At 70.0% G+C, this 17,641-nt stretch carries 10 protein-coding genes and 1 pseudogene; 9 read left to right on the top strand and 2 right to left on the bottom strand.

Going from position 1 to position 17,641, the window contains the following annotated elements:
• Window positions 1–63 precede the first annotated feature (63 nt).
• Window positions 64–948 (bottom strand): succinate--CoA ligase subunit alpha, encoded by an 885-nt coding sequence (gene sucD, locus ABZ840_RS16150; RefSeq protein ID WP_052863740.1) that lies wholly within the window; start codon window positions 946–948, stop codon window positions 64–66.
• Window positions 949–969: 21 nt separating this feature from the next.
• Window positions 970–2,148 carry an ADP-forming succinate--CoA ligase subunit beta gene (gene sucC, locus ABZ840_RS16145; protein ID WP_361559539.1) on the bottom strand — a complete coding sequence of 393 codons (1,179 nt, stop codon included), beginning with the start codon at window positions 2,146–2,148 and terminating at the stop codon, window positions 970–972.
• Between the two features lie 707 nt (window positions 2,149–2,855).
• On the opposite strand from sucC, the gene ABZ840_RS16140 reads away from it, so the two are divergent.
• From ABZ840_RS16140 to ABZ840_RS16100, 9 genes and pseudogenes are all read left to right on the top strand, one after another.
• On the top strand, window positions 2,856–4,751 hold the full coding sequence (locus ABZ840_RS16140) for a phage tail sheath C-terminal domain-containing protein (protein WP_361559536.1): 1,896 nt from the start codon (window positions 2,856–2,858) through the stop codon (window positions 4,749–4,751).
• A gap of 60 nt (window positions 4,752–4,811) precedes the next feature.
• A complete protein-coding gene (locus ABZ840_RS16135) occupies window positions 4,812–5,336 on the top strand; it encodes a phage tail protein (protein WP_030254205.1) in 525 nt (174 codons plus the stop codon).
• Between the two features lie 15 nt (window positions 5,337–5,351).
• Entirely contained in the window at window positions 5,352–6,110 is a 759-nt protein-coding gene (locus ABZ840_RS16130) for a hypothetical protein (protein WP_361559532.1), read from the top strand.
• Window positions 6,103–6,882, top strand: coding sequence for a hypothetical protein (locus ABZ840_RS16125; protein ID WP_361559530.1), 780 nt, complete (start codon window positions 6,103–6,105; stop codon window positions 6,880–6,882). Before ABZ840_RS16130 ends, ABZ840_RS16125 begins: the two co-directional genes overlap by 8 nt.
• Before the next feature lie 64 nt (window positions 6,883–6,946).
• Window positions 6,947–7,987: a DUF4255 domain-containing protein gene (locus ABZ840_RS16120; protein ID WP_361559527.1), complete on the top strand. Its 1,041-nt coding sequence runs from the start codon at window positions 6,947–6,949 to the stop codon at window positions 7,985–7,987.
• Window positions 7,988–8,043: 56 nt separating this feature from the next.
• Window positions 8,044–10,113 (top strand): ATP-binding protein, encoded by a 2,070-nt coding sequence (locus tag ABZ840_RS16115; protein WP_361559926.1) that lies wholly within the window; start codon window positions 8,044–8,046, stop codon window positions 10,111–10,113.
• Window positions 10,104–10,460: a hypothetical protein gene (locus ABZ840_RS16110; protein WP_361559525.1), complete on the top strand. Its 357-nt coding sequence runs from the start codon at window positions 10,104–10,106 to the stop codon at window positions 10,458–10,460. Before ABZ840_RS16115 ends, ABZ840_RS16110 begins: the two co-directional genes overlap by 10 nt.
• Window positions 10,457–10,804 (top strand): annotated as a pseudogene (locus ABZ840_RS16105) (DUF4157 domain-containing protein); the annotation flags it as partial. The gene ABZ840_RS16110 and the pseudogene ABZ840_RS16105, both read left to right, overlap by 4 nt.
• Before the next feature lie 228 nt (window positions 10,805–11,032).
• Window positions 11,033–17,638, top strand: a complete 6,606-nt coding sequence (locus ABZ840_RS16100; protein ID WP_361559958.1) for a hypothetical protein — start codon at window positions 11,033–11,035, stop codon at window positions 17,636–17,638.
• The last annotated feature ends 3 nt before the right edge of the window (window positions 17,639–17,641 follow it).

The raw sequence follows: 17,641 nt of genomic DNA, 5'->3' as shown, positions 1-17,641 counted from the left end.
CGGGTCCGCGGAGAAAGCTACGCGGGCGTCACGTCAGGGACGCAGCGCCGCGCCGCGCCGGATTCAGCCGGCGAGCAGCTCGCGGGCGAGCTTGGCGGTCTCGGTCGGGGTCTTGCCGACCTTGACACCGGCGGCCTCCAGGGCCTCCTTCTTCGCCTGGGCGGTGCCGGAGGAGCCGGAGACGATGGCGCCGGCGTGGCCCATGGTCTTGCCCTCGGGCGCGGTGAAGCCCGCGACGTAGCCGACGACCGGCTTGGTGACGTTGGCCTTGATGAAGTCGGCCGCACGCTCCTCGGCGTCGCCGCCGATCTCACCGATCATGACGATCAGGTCGGTGTCGGGGTCCGCCTCGAACGCCTCCAGGGCGTCGATGTGGGTGGTGCCGATGACCGGGTCGCCACCGATGCCGACGGCCGACGAGAAGCCGATGTCACGCAGCTCGTACATCATCTGGTACGTCAGCGTGCCGGACTTCGAGACCAGGCCGATGCGGCCCGGCTTCGTGATGTCGCCCGGGATGATGCCGGCGTTGGACTGACCGGGGGTGATCAGGCCGGGGCAGTTCGGGCCGATGATGCGGGTCTTGTTGCCCTTGGCCTTCGCGTACGCCCAGAAGGCGGCGGAGTCGTGCACCGCGATGCCCTCGGTGATCACGACGGCCAGCGGGATCTCGGCGTCGATGGCCTCGACCACGGCGGCCTTCGAGAAGGCCGGCGGCACGAAGAGGACGGACACGTTGGCGCCGGTCTTCTCCATGGCCTCGGCGACCGTGCCGAAGACGGGGATCTCGGTGCCGTCGATGTCGACGTTGGTGCCGGCCTTGCGCGGGTTCACGCCACCGACGATGTTGGTGCCGTCACCCAGCATGAGCTTGGTGTGCTTCATGCCCGTGGCACCGGTCATGCCCTGGACGATGACCTTGCTGTCCTTGTTGAGGAAGATAGCCATTGTTCTGGAGTCCCTCTTCCCTTACTTCGCAGCCGCGAGCTCGGCGGCCTTGTCGGCCGCGCCGTCCATGGTGTCCACGCGCTGCACGAGCGGGTGGTTCGCGTCCGACAGGATCTTGCGACCCAGCTCCGCGTTGTTGCCGTCCAGGCGGACGACCAGCGGCTTGTTGACGTCCTCGCCCTTGGACTTCAGGAGCTCCAGGGCCTGGACGATGCCGTTGGCGACCTCGTCGCAGGCGGTGATGCCGCCGAAGACGTTGACGAACACGGACTTGACGTCCGGGTCGCCGAGGATGATCTCCAGGCCGTTCGCCATGACCTCGGCGGAGGCGCCGCCACCGATGTCGAGGAAGTTGGCGGGCTTGACGTTGCCGTGGTTCTCACCGGCGTACGCGACGACGTCCAGGGTGCTCATGACGAGACCCGCGCCGTTGCCGATGATGCCGACCTCGCCGTCGAGCTTGACGTAGTTCAGACCCTTGGCCTTGGCGGCAGCCTCGAGCGGGTTGGCTGCGGCCTTGTCCTCCAGGGCCTCGTGCTCCGGCTGGCGGAACTCGGCGTTGGCGTCCAGGGACACCTTGCCGTCGAGGGCGATGACGTCACCGGAGGCGACCTTGGCCAGCGGGTTGACCTCGACGAGGAGCGCGTCCTCGGCGACGAAGGTCTTCCACAGGGTGACCATGACGTCGGCGACCTGGTCGGCGACCTCGGCGGGGAACTTCGCCGCGGCGACGATCTCCTGGGCCTTCTCCTTGGTGACACCCTCGTTGGAGTCCACCGGGATCTTGGCGAGCTTCTCGGGGGTGGTCGCCGCGACCTCCTCGATGTCCATGCCGCCCGCGACGGAGGCCATGGCCAGGAAGGTGCGGTTGGTGCGGTCGAGGAGGTACGAGACGTAGTACTCCTCGGCGATCTCCGGAGCGGTCTCCGCGATCATCACCTTGTGGACCGTGTGGCCCTTGATGTCCATCCCGAGGATGTCCGTCGCGCGGGCGACGGCCTCGTCGGGGGTCGCGGCGAGCTTCACGCCGCCGGCCTTGCCGCGGCCGCCGACCTTCACCTGCGCCTTGACGACAGACTTGCCGCCCAGCCGCTCGGTCGCCTCGCGGGCCGCCTCAGGCGTGTCAATGACTTCACCGGCCAGCACCGGTACACCGTGCTTGGCGAAGAGGTCCCTCGCCTGGTACTCGAACAGGTCCACGCGCGTCCGTCCCTTTGCTTCTCAATTAGCCCACGAACGTGGTGATCGTGGATTCGTTGTCTGCGCGGGCGTGCCGCGAAGGCAGGGTGACAACGCAGTCACAGCAAGGGCGTACATCGTCAGCCGGTACGCGGCATGTCCGTCTCGCAGGTTATCCCCGCGGCACCGGCCCTTCTAAATCGCAGATCACACTGCGGCGGTGATTACTGTCACAGATCACGCGGACGGAGGCGCGCGTCACAGCCCCTGTCCGGGAGTGGCCGGATCTCGACGGTGCTCCGCACGGAGTCCTCACACGGAGTACACCCGTCCGCCGCGTGTCCTCCGCCGGGCACGCGCCGGGGCGCCCGGTATGCACCCGGGCGAGCGGCTCACGGGGGTACGACCCGGGCACTCGGCGCAGCCGCCCGCCCACCGCGTCGACACGACCCACACAACTCCTGCGCAAAAGCCGACCGGAAAGGATCCTTGACCCTCCAACTATCAGCCCTGGAAACTGCGTTGAGCACTTACGCATCAGGAGTCACAGGCCTGCCGTTGCCCACGGCTGCCTGGTCCCGGCCGGCCGACCCCGGCGGGGACAGACGGGGGAGAACTGATGAGTAGGCGCGGCCGCGTAGGGGCGCGGTGGCGTCGCTTGCCCACCTCCTCCCCCTTCCGCCCTCTTGGTGCCTCTTACTCGGTGCCTGACAGGGATTGGAGGGGGAATGCCGACAAACGCGACCTATCCCGGCGTCTACGTCGAAGAGCTTCCCAGCAGCGTCCGCAGCATCACCACCGTCACCACCTCGGTGACCGCCTTTGTGGGACACACTCGCCGGGGCCCGCTCAACCACCCGGTGCGCGTCACCAGCTTCGCCGACTTCGAGCGCCGCTTCGGCGGCCTGACCTCGAAGAGTCCGCTGAGCTACGCCGTGCACCAGTTCTTCGGCAACGGCGGCACCGTCGCGGTCATCGTCCGGACCGTGAAGGCCGGCACCGGCGAAGAGGCCTGCGTCACTCTGGAGTCCACCGAGGGCCACAGCGAGTGCCCGGTGCTGGAGGTGCACGCCAAGGAGCCCGGCATCTGGGGCGACGGCCTGCGCATCGCCGTCGACCACGACACGCCCGCCCGTCACTCGACCACCACCCCTGCACGAAGCGCTTCGCGCCACCCCTCTCACGGGGAGACGTTCAACCTCCAGGTCCTGGACGCCAAGGGCACCGCCCGCGAGTCGTACGGCAACCTGTCCATGGATCCCGAGAGCGGCCGGTACGCCGAGACCGTGATCAACGCCGGCTCGCAGCTGATCCGCGTCAAGGTCCTCGACGAGGGGCGCCCCGACCCCTCCGGCACGGTCTCGAAGCCGTTCGCCCACGACCTGCCCGACCTGAACGTCGACCTCACCGTCAAGATCGGCGAGGTCGAGCGCGAGTTCACGCTCTACGACCCCGACCAGGACGGCGAGGCGCCCTGCACGGTCACGGAGCTCGCCCTCCTCCTGGAGCGCAAGCTGCGCGCGCTGCCCGACGCGCCGGGCAAGCACGCCTACGCCGGCGCGCAGGTCACCGCCTTCGGCCGCCGCCTCCAGGTGGTCGCCGGGTCCGCCGACCCCGAGGACGTGGTGCGGTTCGTCGGCGAGTGCGCCAACGACCTGGGCCTGGAGGCCTCGGTCAACCCGCCGGTCTTCCCGCTCTCCGGCGGCGTCGACGGCGACGTGCCGGGTCCGCGCGACATCATCGGCAGCGAGGCCCGCAAGACCGGCCTGCAGGCGCTGCGCGACGTCGACGACGTGAACCTGCTCTCGCTGCCGGAGCTGTCCGGGTACGAGAACACCGAGGACATGATCACCGTCCTCTCGGCCGCCGAGCGGCTCTGCCAGGAGCGCCGCATCTTCCACCTCGTCGACGCGCCCTCGACCTGGGTCTCCGTGGACTCCGCCCGGGCCGGCATCGGCGCCTTCGAGTCCGTCCGGGGCAACCACTCCGGGCTGTACTTCCCGCACCTCCAGCTCACCGACCCGCTCACCGGCCGGCTCCGCACCTTCCCGCCGTCCGGCGCCATCGCGGGCGTGATCGCCCGTACGGACAGCGAGCGCGGCGTGTGGAAGGCCCCGGCGGGCACCGAGGCGCGCCTCGCGGGCGTGCACTCCCTCTCGGTCAAGCTCACCGACCGGGAGAACGGCCTGCTGAACCCGCTGGGCATCAACTCCCTGCGGACCTTCCCCATGGTCGGCCCGGTGGTCTGGGGCGCGCGCACCCTCCAGGGCGCCGACGCGCTGGACAGCGAGTGGAAGTACGTACCGGTCCGCCGGCTCGCGCTGCACGTCGAGGAGTCCCTGCTGCGCGGCCTGCAGTGGGTGGTCTTCGAGCCCAACAACGAGCAGCTCTGGCAGCAGATCCGGCTCAACGCCTCGTCGTACCTGCACGGCCTGTTCCAGCAGGGCGCCTTCAAGGGCGGCACGCCGCGCGAGGCGTACTTCGTCAAGTGCGACAAGGACACCACGACCGCCGAGGACATCGACAACGGCATCGTCAACGTCGTCGTCGGCATCGCGCCGGTCAAGCCCGCGGAGTTCGTGATCGTCAAGATCCAGCAGATGGCGGGGCAGTTCGAGCTCTAGCCCGCAGGGCCCCCGGCAGGGGTCCATCAGCGAAGGAATTCGAGGAACCGAAGGAATCCGATGGCAGAGTTCACGATCAACGCCCATCGCTTCGACCCGTACAAGAACTTCAAGTTCCTGGTCCTGTGGGACGGTCGTACGGTCGCGGGCATCAGCAAGATCTCCCCGCTCAAGCGCACCACCGAGGTGGTCAAGCACCGCCACGGCGGCGACCCCAGCTCGCCGCGGAAGTCGCCCGGCCGCTCGGAGTTCGAGGGCATCACCCTGGAGCGCGGGGTGACCCACGACCCGGAGTTCGACCGCTGGGCCAACAAGGTCTGGCAGGTCGGCGCGGGCCTGGGCTCGGAGGTGTCGCTCGCGGACTTCCGCAAGGACATCGTCATCCAGGTCCTGAACGAGGCCGGCCAGGTCGCCGTCTCGCACAAGATCTACCGGGCCTGGCCGAGCGAGTACCAGGTGCTCGGCGAGATGGACGCCAACGCCAACGCGGTGGCGATCCAGAGCCTGAAGCTGGAGTGCGAGGGCTGGGAGCGGGACTACGAGGTCGAGGAGCCGCAGGAGCCCTCGTTCACGCACCCCGCCTGATCAACGGAGTAAGGAATGGCAGTCACCGGGCCCGCTGAGCTGCTGGCCGCCTGGGAGGCCGGACAGGCCCTCCAGGACGGCGGCCGAGCCCTGCTGCTGCACCGCGCCGCACGCCCCGAGGCCGGCACCGACGCACTGCTGTCGGTGCCGGCGGGCGAGCGCGCGGCGGACCTCTTCGCCCTGCGCCGCGCGCTGTTCGGCGAGCGCATGCAGGTCAAGCTGGCCTGCGCGGACCCGGAGTGCGGCGCGGCGATGGAGTTCGAGCTGGACGCGGCCGAACTGGGCGCGGCCCGGCCGAGCCTGCCCGAAGGCGGCCTGCGGGTCGACGAGGGCGGCTGGTCGGTGGTCTTCCGGCTGCCGTCCGTCGCCGACCTCACCGCCGTCTCGGCCACCGCTGCACACGACCCGGCGGAGGCCCGGCGGCTGCTGGGGGGCCGGTGTGCCGTATCGGCCCGCAAGGGCGACCGCTCGGCCGGGCCGGAGGAGCTGGAGCGGCTTCCGGAGGCGGTCCTGAAACGGTTCGCCGAGGCGGTCGAGGAGGCCGACCCCGGCGCCGAGGTGACCCTGAACATCGCCTGCCCCGAGTGCGGCACGACCACCCCGGCCGAGCTGGACATCGCCGCGTACCTGTGGACCGAACTGGACGCCTGGGCCCGCGACGTGCTCCTGGACGTCCACCTGCTCGCCTCCGCCTACGGCTGGAGCGAGCCCGAGATCCTGGCGCTCAGCCCGCTGCGGCGCCGCTACTACCTGGAGCTGTGCGCCGATGTCTGACGACTACTTGGGGCGGCTGGTCGCCCGGCACGCGCCGGCGCCGCGCGCGCTCCCTGGCGCGCCCGGCGGGAACACGGGAGCGCCGGGCGGGAACACGAGCGCGACCGGCCGCGTACGCCTGCAGCCACGGCTCCCGGGCCCCTTCGAACGCATCGAAGCGCTGGGGAGCGCACCGGTCGAGCCGGAAGCCCCGGCAGCGCTGTACCCGCAGACCCCGCTCGCCGCGCCCGCCGAGGGCGAACGGCTCCGCTTCGAGCGGGAGATCAGGACCACCGAACACGAGACGACGGTGCTCCGGCCCGAGCCGGCGCCCCCGGTCGCTCCGGAACCCGCCGAGCGCTCCGCGTGGCCGGCCACGCCCCTGCTCCGCCCGGCCGCCCGCCCGGAGCCGGGGTTGCGGCCCGCCGCACCCGAGGGGCAGCGCGCGGGGACACGGCGTACGGCCGACCGCGGGGAGGAGTCCGGCCCCGCGCGGCGGGCGGCCGCCACGCCGGCCTCCGCTGGGACGGACACCGCCCCGCGCGCCGTGACCCCCGCGCTGCGCCCCCGTACGGAGGTACCGGCGGCCCGGGACGCGGCACGCGCGGCGGCCGCCGGCCGGCGCGGCCAGCGGCCCGCCGAACGCGTGGTGCACGTACAGATCGGCCGCCTGGAGGTCAGCGCGGCCGGTACGGAACGCCCCGCGCCGGGCGGCAGGCCGGGCCGCGCCGACCGCCGCGGCCCCGCACTGAGCCTCGCGGACTACCTGGGGCGCGGGGAGAGGAACAGCTGACGGTGACCGTGATTTCGACGATGAGGCCGGGCCTGCCGGCCCCGGCATCTGGGGGATGCACTTCATGAGCAACGCACTCGCCATAGCGACGGTCACCCAGGCCCTTGCGCTGCTGATCGAGCACAACCTGCACCCCGAGATCGACATGGCCGTCTCCGTGGAGACCCGCAAGCCGCCGGCCGAACCGGAGCTGGACCCGAAGATCACGGTCTTCCTCTACCAGGTCACGCACAACCCCTCGATGCGCAACAACGACCTGGTCACCCGCGCCGCCGACGGCACGCTGCTCAAGCGCCCCGCCGCGGCCCTGGACCTGCACTACCTGATCAGCGCGTACGGCGAGGAGAACGAACTGGTCGGCCAGCGCCTGATCGGCAGCGTCGTACGCACCCTGCACGAGATCCCGGTGCTCCCGAAGGAACTGATCGCGGAGGCGGCCGAGCGCCCGTACCTGGGCGGCAGCGACCTGGCCGAGTCCCTGCAACGGGTCCGCTTCACACCGAGCCAGATGGACGTCGACGAGACCTCCAAGCTCTGGGGCATGCTTCACAACACCCCGTACTCCCTGTCGGTGGTCTACCAGGCCTCGCTGGTCATCCTGGACGGCCACGAGAAGCCGGTACCGGCGAAGCCGGTGCAGCGGCCGGAGGTACGGGTGCTGCCGTTCGGGGCGCCGGGGGCGCCGGAGCGGCCGCCCGCGGGGTCGACGGAGGCCGGGCCGGCGTCCGAGAAGGCGGCTGCCGCCGAGTCCGACCGGACGAAGGAATCCCGCAAGGGGGCCGAGGAAGCTCCCGAGGGGACCGACGAGGGCCGTCAGCGGACCGACGCCAAGCCGGTCGCCGACGCCAAGCCCGTCACCGATGTCGCCGCGACGACCAACGTCCGGTCCACGGTGGCGAAGGCCGCGGCGAGCGCCGGCGCACGGGCGGCGAAGAAGACGGAGCCCAAGGCCCGTAACACCGGCGGACGTTCGCGCACCCGCAAGGCGACGGGCGGCGCCACCGGGTCCGGTGCTCCGGGCCGCGCCAAGGACGCCACCGACCGCACGGACACCACCGGCCACGCGGACGGCGCCGACCGTACGGACGACGGCGGGAAGAGCTGAGGCCGGTGCGCGGAACGGGGGCGGAGAAGGACACCGGAGCGGGGGCGGAGAAGGACATGGGCAAGGGCGGCGACGGGCCGGGCACGACGGGCGGCGCGGCGGACGGCATGGCGCTGGCCGCCGCCGTGCGCTCCGTACTGGCGCGCGTGGACGCCCACGCCGCGCGAGCCGGCGGTACGAGTGCGGGCACGGGTTCCGGTACCGGTACGGGCACGGGCGATGGCACCGGAACCGGAGCCGGGACCGAGGCCGGGGCCGAAGTCGCGACCGCCCCCATCGCGGACGGCGCGAAGGGATCGGACATCGAACCGGTGCCCCCCGCCCCGAACGTGGCCACCCTCGACGCCCTGACCACCTGCTTCGGCCTCAGCACCTTCGAGCGCGAGATCGTCCTCCTGGCCGCGGCGGCCGAGCTGGACCCGACCACGAACGCGCGCTGTGCCGCGGCCGCCGGTGACCCCAGCCGCGCGTATCCGACCCTCTCCCTCGCCCTCGCCGCCCTCGCCGACCCGCACTGGAGTGCCCTCACCCCCGTCGCCCCGCTCCGCCGCTGGCGCCTGGTCGAGCTGGAGGACGAGACCCGGCTGACGACCACCCGGCTGCGCCTGGACGAGCGCATCCTGCACTTCCTGGTCGGTACGCCGTACCTGGACGCCAAGCTGCACGGCCTGCTCCGCCGCACCACAGCCCCCGCCGCCCTCCCGCCCTCGTACGACGCGGCGGCCGACCGGGTCGCGGCGGGCTGGTCCGGCGCGGGCCCCGAGGCGCCGCTCCGCGTCGAACTGGTCGGCGCCGACCTCCGCACCCGCGCCGACATCGCCGCCACCGCGGCCCGCCGCTCCGGCCTCGGCCTGTACTCCATGGCCGCCGACGACGTGCCCACGGACCCCGCCGAACGCGACCGCCTGGCCCGCCTGTGGCAGCGCGAAGCGATCCTCCTCCCCGCCGCCCTCCTCATCGAGGTCGGCGAACTGGACCGCGATCAGTACGCCGCCGCGGACTCGTTCATCGCGGGCGCGGCCGTCCCCCTCGTCGTATCGAGCCCCGATCCCCGTCGTACGGAGCATCCCCGGGGTGAACGCGTCACCATCCCCAAACTCTCCGACGAGGAACACCTCACCCTCTGGACCGACGCCTTCGCCGACGTCCCCGAGGTGACCGATTCGCACCTCCAGTCCCTCGTCGCGCAGTTCCAGCTGCCGCCCCACGTGGTCCGCTCGGCCGCCGCCTCCGTACGCCGCGACCTCCCGCACTCCGAGACGCTCGACGCCACCGAACTGGCCTGGCAGGCCGGTCTCACCGAGGCCCGCATGGGCCTGGACGAACTGGGCCGCCGAATAGAGCCGCGCGCCGGCTGGGACGACCTGGTCCTCGCCGACCGCCAGTTGCGCATCCTCCAGGAGATCGTCGCCCACGTACGCCGGCGCGGCACGGTCTACCAGGACTGGGGCTTCGCGAAGTCGCTCCGCAGCGGCCTCGGCGTCACGGCCCTCTTCGCAGGCGGCTCCGGTACGGGCAAGACCCTCGCCGCCGAAGTAATGGCCAAGGAACTGGGTCTCGATCTCTTCATCATCGACCTGTCCCAGGTGGTCAGCAAATACATCGGCGAAACGGAAAAGAACCTCAGCCGAGTCTTCGACGCGGCGGAGCGAGGAGGGGCCCTGCTCCTCTTCGACGAAGCGGACGCCCTCTTCGGCAAGCGCAGCGAAGTCAAGGACAGCCACGACCGCTACGCAAACCTGGAGGTCAGCTACCTCCTGATGCGCATGGAGGCGTATCGCGGCCTGGCCGTCCTCACCACCAACATGAAGAAGGCCCTCGACTCCGCCTTCATGCGCCGCATTCGCTTCGTCGTCGACTTCCCGTTCCCCGCAGAATCCGAACGCGCGGAAATCTGGCGCCGCGTACTCCCCTCCCAGGCCCCCACAAAGGGCATCGACCCCGCCCTCCTGGCCCAACTCACCGTCGCCGGCGGCTCCATCCGCAACATAGCCCTCTCGGGCGCCTTCCTCGCCGCCGAAGAGGGCGACCGCCTCCAGATGCGCCACATGCTGGCCGCGGCCCGCACCGAATACCTGAAGCTGGAACGCTCCTTGACGCCGTCGGAGGTCCACGGATGGGTCTGAACGAGACCGCTCACGAGGGTGTACGGAGAGCCGCGCCCCCGGCGATGGAGGCCCCCGCCCGGACGGAGGCCCCCGTCCGCTCCTTCCGCATCGACATCGGCGAACTGGTCCTCGACGGCTTCGACACCCGCCTCGACCCCGACCGCGTGGTGGCATCCTTCGAACGCGAACTGACCCGACTGGTGGGGGACCGAGGCGTCCCCCTGGCCGCCGACGGCACCCCGGTACACCTGGACGCACTCGCGGGCCTGCCCCCGCTCCCCCGTACGACGTCCCCCGCCCGCCTGGGCGAGGCCCTGGCCCGCTCGGTCCACGCGGGCCTGACCGGACGGGGGGAGGCCCGATGAGCAGCACGTCCCACTCCTCCTCCCAGGACGCCACCCAGTCCGCCGCCGAAAAGCGCCGCAAGCGCCGCGAACGCAACGCCAAGTCCCGCACCCCGGAACCGAAGGACATCGTCAGCGGCGCCGGCCAGCCCCTGGACCTGAGCGTCCGCCGCGACCTCGAAGAACAGCTCGGCCACGACTTCAGCCAGGTCCGCCTCCACACCAACCGCGATTCCGGTCAACTGGCGGAGATGATGGGCGCAGACGCCTTCGCCGTCGGCCAGGACATCTTCTTCCGCGAGGGCACCTACCGCCCGGGGACGGCAGACGGCCAACGCCTGCTGGCCCACGAACTCCTGCACACGGTCCAGAACCCCCACGGCCTGGGCGCCCTCCGCGCAGGCCGCGACCTGGGCTCGGTCTCCCTCCCCCAGGCCTCCATCGAACGAGAGGCGGAGACGGCGGCGCAGTCCTCCGTACTGGGCGCGCTCCAGGATTCCGTACGCGATGAACACCCCGCGGCCGAGATCGAGGGAGGCCAGGCGACACCCGGGTGGCTGCGGTACGCCACGGTGGACGCGGACCGGCGCCGCATGGAGCAGCTCGACCCGGCGACGCTGGCGGACCGGCTGGCGAACGGGGTACTGCGCTCGTTGCGCGGCGACCCGGAGGACCTGTCCGGCCGGGTACGCCTGCAGCTTGCGCGGATGTCCCCGCAACTGCAGGAGACCGTGCTGGACCGGCTTGAGGTCCGGCTGCTGACGCCCGAGGTCGACCGGCTGCTGGACCTGGTCGACGAGATGGAACAGGGCGGACCGCTGCCGCTCGTGGCGGCCGCGACCCCCGAGTCCGTCCAGGACGAGGCCGAGGTCATCGCGCAGGAGCGGGCGCAGCAGAACGCCGCCGCGGTCGACAAGCGCGAGCAGGACGAGCAGGCGAGCGACGACCGCCGGAAGCGGGAGCAGCAGCGCAAGGACGCGGACCCGGCGGGCGACGGCGGACCGGAACGGGACGCCGCGCCCGCGGGCGGGAGTGCGCCCAGGGCCCCTGTGGCGTCTACCTCAGCAGGCTCCCAGGCAGCCGGACAGGCCGCCGCCCAGGACAAGCAAGCGGCCTCGACCCGGCAGAAGGGCCAGGCCCAGGCCCACCAGGAGGACAAGGACGCCGACGCCCAGGCCGCGCAGAAGGACAAGGACGCCGAGAACTCGGCGCGCGGCCAGGACGAGGCCGGCGAGGAACGGTCGGACGAAGAGACCTCGGCCGCCGAGAAGGACGCGCAGGTCGGCGAGCGTGAGCAGGAGGACGCCGCTGCCAGGGAAGAGGCCTCCGACGCGGAGGCCATGGACAAGAGCGGGGCCGAGCCCGGCGAGAAGGACCGCACCGGCGAGCGCGACGACAAGCGCCGCAAGGGAGATCCGGAGAACGAGGAGGACGCCGACGACGAGCCGCTGGGGCTCGAGGAGGAGTCCGATGAGCTCGATGAGGGCGACGACGAGCCGGCCGCGGAGGAGGACGAGGACGGTCTGGAGGCGGAAGACGAAGAGAACGAGGACTCGTCGGACGCTGAAGGGGACCGCCCCGAGGCCGGTCTGAGCGGGACGACCACGTCGACCGCCGAGCAGAAGGTCCAGACCGACGACCCGGACGCCTATCGTTACGGGCCGCCCGGCGTGCTGGACTCCCCGGTCGACAGAAGCCAGTCGGACGAAGCCGTGCAACGGGTGAAGACCGGCTCCCACCGGCCCGGTGACAAGGGCGCCTCTTCCGAGGAAACGGAGGGGCCCGACGACCGGCTCGCTACGGACCTGGGGAGCGACAAGTCGATCGAGCAGGAAATAGGGCCCGAGCCGGACGAGAAGGCGGACGACAAGGTCGGCGAGGAGCCTGGTGAGAAGGGCTCAGACTCGGCGGACCCCGAAGACACCGAGCGGGAGAAGGAGCAGTCCGAGGAGCGCAAGGAGGACGACGAGGCCAGGCGGCGGGACGAGGCTGCCCGTACCGCCTCCGAGGGCACGGGCTCGGCGCGCGGGTCCGAGGGCGATACGACCGCGCCGGGGCAGCTGTCGAAGGCCGATGAGGACGCCCGCAAGCAGGCGGCCGCTTCCTCCTCGGAATCCGCGGGCTCGGAGGCGGCCTCGGGCTCCGGTCCGGGTGCGGCATCCGGCGAGGGGAAGAGCGCGGAAGGGTCTGCGGACCGGGACGCCTCGTCGTCCGGGGGCGGGAACTCGCGTACGCAGTCCGGCACCGGATCCAACGGTGGTTCCGGGGCGGAAGCCGACGCGTCGTCCGGTTCAGCGACCGGCTCGGCCGCCGGCAAGAACGAGGACACGGCGGGCGATACGTCGGGCAGCGGCGCGAAGGCCCAGGACGACGCGGACAAGCAGACCGGCACCGGGACGACGGACACCGCCGGCGGCAAGGACACCGAGGCACCGGGAACCGCCGAGACCAAGGACGCCGCCCAGGCGAAGGACGTCAGCGAAGGGAAGGGCCCCGCGACCACGCCTGGCTCGGACGCAGGACCGGACAAGGCGTCCGCTCCCGGCCCGGTCAACGCGCCCAAGGTCACCTCGGCCCCGGGGGCAACGGCTCCCTTGTCCGCCGCGGCCAAGAACGGAGCCACCAACGGCGGTGCCCCCAAGGAGGCGCAGCCGCCCAAGCCCGGGCCGGGTAAGCCCACTGCGCGTCCCAAGGCCGGAGCTGCGCCGGGCAAGCGCCAGGCTGCCCGGCAGGCGGCAAAGAACGTCAGACGCGGCGGAGGCGGCCGTACGGTTTCGGCGCCCGCGCGGGGCGGCCGGGGCGGTGGCGGCCGCGCCGCGTCCGGTCCGGCGAAGCCGAAGAAGGAAGCGCCGGCGCCCGATGTCTCCAAGAGCACGCCCGAGGCGGGCCTCGCTACGATCTCCAAGCTCAAGCCGCACCAGATGCTGGAGACCTTCAAAGGCGTCGACACCGCGGTGGGCACCCAGGTCGGCAAGGAGCGCTCGGCGCTGCGCAAGGGCCCGCCGCAGATGGAGCGTCCGATCGGCTCGCCCCGTACGCTGCCGGGCGGGCCCACGCCCGCGGCCCCCGGTACGTACACCAATGCCAAGGTCTCCCGTACGGACGCCGCCAAGGGCAAGACGCCCGAGATCGATGGTGAGGAGCGGCCGAAGGGCCAGCCGCCGGGCGTCAACGTGCCGGAACCGAGCTGGTGGGACATCCTCCTCACCATGGCCGTGGAGATCCTGAAGAGGATCTTCCCGTTCGACGACCTGATCGAGTCGGTCATGAATCTGCCGACCACGGACGACGGCCTCAAGGGCGCCCGGGTGGGCAACGCCCCGGGGCTGCCTCTGCAGGACGATTCGGACCCGCAGCGTACGGAGGAGCAGGGCCAGAAGCTCGACGAGCGCAAGGACGAGCTGCACCAGTCGGGCCGCGAGGACGCGGCTCGGCCGATGGGCGAGGACCAGATCTACCCCGACGCACCGCACGAGACGCTCAAGGGCAAGGTGCGCGGCGGCGGGAAGAAGGGCGGCAAGCAGGGCGGTGGGCGCAAGGTTGCCGCCGGCGGCGTTCCGATCGAGTCCGCGTCCGCCGTGGCCGAGCACGACCGTGGCCCCCAGATCCAGGCGGGCTTCGCGCAGGGCCAGCAGAAAATGGGCCAGGAGCGCAAGGCCAAGGACGAGAAGGCGAAGAACGACAAGCAGAAGCACGACCAGGACCTGAAGCGCGAGGTAGACGCCAGCACCAAGAAGCAGGCGGGAGCGCGCGAGAAGGGCCAGAGCGACATCGCCGATGCCCGCGACAAATGGCGCAAGGAGCAGGACGACAAGGTCGCGGACATCGACGACAAGAAGGGCAAGAAGTACGACAAGGTCCGTAAAGACATCGACGACAAGAACGAGGAAACCGACAAGGACGTCGACAAGCGGACCGAAGATGACAACAAGAAGATCGACGACGAGCAGACTAACTCGGAGAAAGACGCCAAGAAAAAGCAGGACGACAAGAAGAAGGAGGCGGAGAACGGCGGCGGCGGATTCCTCGAACGCCTCAAGGAGTGGTGGGAGAACCTCAAGAAGGACATCGAGGAGTTCTTCGCGCGGGCCCGCAAGGCCGTCACGGACCTCATCGACAAGTTCAAGCGTGAGGTTTTCGAGCTCATCGACAAGGCCCGTAACTGGGTCGTCGAGCAGATCAACGACTTCGCCGACGCCCTGATCGCGTTTGGTGACGAGCTGCTCGCCGACTACCCGGCGATGCGTGACAAGTGGCGCAACACGATCAATGCCGGCCGCGACTGGGCCGTGCAGAAGGTCAACGAGGCCGCCGATGCGCTCAAGGAGGTCGCCGGCAAGCTGCTCGACGGGCTGTGCGGTGCGCTGCTCGAAGGGCTGGACCTTCTGGAGGGCGGACTCAAGGCAGCGGTCGACGTGGCGGAGACCGTCACCGTCGAAGCGGTGGAGTTCGGTAAGGGCGTCGTCCAGGCGCTCGGCGACTGGGCAGCCATCTTCAACGACATCGTCTCCGACCCGGGGGGCTGGATCAGCAAGGCCGGCGCCGCGGCCGAGACGGGCGCCAAGGAACACCTCTTCAACGAGATCAAGTCCGCCGTCAAGGAGTGGGTCAAGCAGAAGGTCCAGGAAATCATCGGGATACCGATGGAGGATTTCCAGGCGCTCATCGAGGGCGGCGTCAGCGCCGAAGAAATGGGCAAAATGGCGTGGGACGAGGCGGTCCCGCAACTCCCCATCATCATCGGCGTCATGGTCGTCGAGAAGGTCGTCGCCAAACTCATTCCCGGTGCCGGCTGGGCCATGGCCATCGTCGATGCCCTCAAGGCGGCATGGGGAGCGCTGAGCGAGATCCTCGCCGCTTTCGGCCTCTTCATGGACTTCCTCAAGTCCGTCAAGAGCGGTAACGGAGCCCTGCCATTTGCCAAGGCGGTCGCGGCAGGCGTCGTCGCCCTGCTGGAGCTGATCTACCAGGCACTGGTCGAGGGCATCGGCCGGTTCATGGGCAACGTCGCCAAGCGACTCGGTGACATGCTCAAGAACATCCGCGGCAAGAAGAACGGCCCCGGCGCGCCCGAGGCTCCCGGACAGCCCGGTGCACCCGGTGCGCCCAACCGCCCCGGGGACCCCGCGCAGAGCAATGCGCCTGGCCGCCCCGCCGAACCGGGCCGCCCTGGCACTCCCGGCCCGGCGGCCAACCGTCCCCATCAGTCCGAGAAGCCCGGCGAGCCCGGCGGCCAGACCGACAAGCCTGGCCAGAGCCCGGCCCCCCGCAAGCCCTCCCCCGACAAGACCTCACGTCCGGAGCAGGGCCCGCGCCCGGAGAAGCGCCCCTCCCCGGAGAAGAAGCCGGACCCGAAGCAGCAGCCCAAGCCCAAGCACAAGAAGAAGCCCGACGAGCACGAGCGCCGCGACGACGGCCGCGAGGTCAACGCAGCCCGCCGCCGCCTCCGCGACGCCAAGCGCAAGCAACGGGACGACGACAAAGCCGGCCCCACGAAGCGCCACGGCCCGGCTCGCGACACGCTCCGCAAGAAGCGCGACGACGACCCCACGCGCCCCGACAAGCGCGACCCCGACAAGTCCAAGGCCAAGGACAGGGACAAGAAAAAGGACGAGGACAAGGACCTCCTCAACAAGAAGCCCACCGACAAGAAGATCAAGAAGCAGGACACCAAGGGTCACGACAAGAACAAGAACCGCGACAAGGACGAGGAAACCAAGGACTGGAAGAAGAAGCTCGCGGCCAAAAAGCGCACCCGTCGCAAGCCCGAGTCCCGCACCCGCCGCAAGCTCCGCCGCGCCCGACAGACCATCAAGTCTGCTGTCGCCAGGGCCCGCCGCGCCGCCCGCCGCCTCTTCGGCAAGGGCCGCAAGCTGGGCCGCAAACTGAACAACCGCACCCACCGCCTGCGCGATCAGTGGCGCCGCCGACGCGACAGGCTACGTCGCGACCCCAGTCGCCGACGTGACCGACGCCGCGACCGCAAGCGTGAGGACAACAACACAAAGGAAGTCGACCTCCCCAAGGTACGGTTCCGCGACGTGGACGATGGCGAAGCGCATACGTTGACTTTCCACGGCCGGGGCCCGCACGCACCCCTGTATATCCACAGCACGCCGCAAGAGGTACCTGCGTTCACCGCCGACTGGCAGCAGGACATAGGAAAGGCTGCAGGCGACCCGGACGTGAAGAACCAGCAGAAGCTCCTCGCGGAAGCCGAAGACTGGTACGCGAAAGCGAAAATTACGCAAAAGGGAATCCCGACGAGGACACAGGCCAAGGAAAGCGACGCCAAGAAGCAAGAAAGGGCGGACCGACTGGCGAAACTCCGGGAAGAAATGCGGAAATTCAGCCACGCCGCCAGTCAGCGAAAGTACTACGATATTCCCACTCCTGCGGAATACCATAAATCACCGGGTTTCCGGGACTTCGGCAACCCTGCAACCAAACGCGGAACCGAGGAGTACCGCTCGGATTACATAGGGACCCCCTCCAAAACAATCTTCGGTGGACAGGGACAGGATGCCAGCAAAGCCAAGAAGGGGCAGCCGCCCGGCTGGGACTACGTCACATCCAAGAAGCTGAGCCAGGGCGCCGCCTGGGTGAAGATGCACCTGCTCCCGGAGCGCATGGGAGGTAAGGCGACCGGAAACAACCTGGTCCCGGCCCGCGGCCCTTCGACCAATATCGCGTTCTTGAACAACATCGAGGATGTCGCCTATCACGCGGTCCCGAAACCACACAGGATTATCTGGTACGAAACCAAGGTGGAGTTCAATCACGCGAACTTCCCCAATTTCCCCAGCCATATCTACGCAAAGTACGGGGGGTACGACCCGACCCCCGGAACCACCGGAAAGAACAAGGGTGACTGGACGCCCCGAACAACCGCAGAGAAGCAGTACGACCAGCCCACCAAGCCGCCGTCGGAGGACGAAGAAGGAACGCTGGCAATCAATCACGCCGGCCATCAGAACCTGGAGGACATGCTGGGTGTCAGAAGGAGCATCGCTGACCACCTCATAGATGTGCGCGGAGCATTGAAGGAAAAGGGAGAAACGCTCACGAGCTACGCTCAGGTCGATGAACTGATGTGGGACCTCAAAGAGAGCAAGAGAGGCAACGCTATGGGGCAACTCGAGCTATTGCTGGAAAATCTCCAAAAGCTCGATGACCAAGACAAAGTCGATTGGACTTGAGTT

Origin of the sequence: Streptomyces sp. NPDC047117 (assembly GCF_040643545.1) — a bacterium.
Lineage (GTDB): Bacteria > Actinomycetota > Actinomycetes > Streptomycetales > Streptomycetaceae > Streptomyces.
Note: the sequence above shows the minus strand (reverse complement) of the source record. Positions and strands in the feature narration are given on the sequence as shown.

Coding starts and splice junctions, on each gene's coding strand:
- ABZ840_RS16125 (WP_361559530.1), top strand. CDS start 6,103: ATGTCTGACGACTACTTGGGGCGGCTGGTCGCCCGGCACGCGCCGGCG.
- ABZ840_RS16120 (WP_361559527.1), top strand. CDS start 6,947: ATGAGCAACGCACTCGCCATAGCGACGGTCACCCAGGCCCTTGCGCTG.
- ABZ840_RS16115 (WP_361559926.1), top strand. CDS start 8,044: ATGGGCAAGGGCGGCGACGGGCCGGGCACGACGGGCGGCGCGGCGGAC.
- ABZ840_RS16100 (WP_361559958.1), top strand. CDS start 11,033: ATGGAGCAGCTCGACCCGGCGACGCTGGCGGACCGGCTGGCGAACGGG.
- sucD (WP_052863740.1), bottom strand. CDS start 948: ATGGCTATCTTCCTCAACAAGGACAGCAAGGTCATCGTCCAGGGCATG.
- ABZ840_RS16130 (WP_361559532.1), top strand. CDS start 5,352: ATGGCAGTCACCGGGCCCGCTGAGCTGCTGGCCGCCTGGGAGGCCGGA.
- ABZ840_RS16135 (WP_030254205.1), top strand. CDS start 4,812: ATGGCAGAGTTCACGATCAACGCCCATCGCTTCGACCCGTACAAGAAC.
- ABZ840_RS16110 (WP_361559525.1), top strand. CDS start 10,104: ATGGGTCTGAACGAGACCGCTCACGAGGGTGTACGGAGAGCCGCGCCC.
- ABZ840_RS16140 (WP_361559536.1), top strand. CDS start 2,856: ATGCCGACAAACGCGACCTATCCCGGCGTCTACGTCGAAGAGCTTCCC.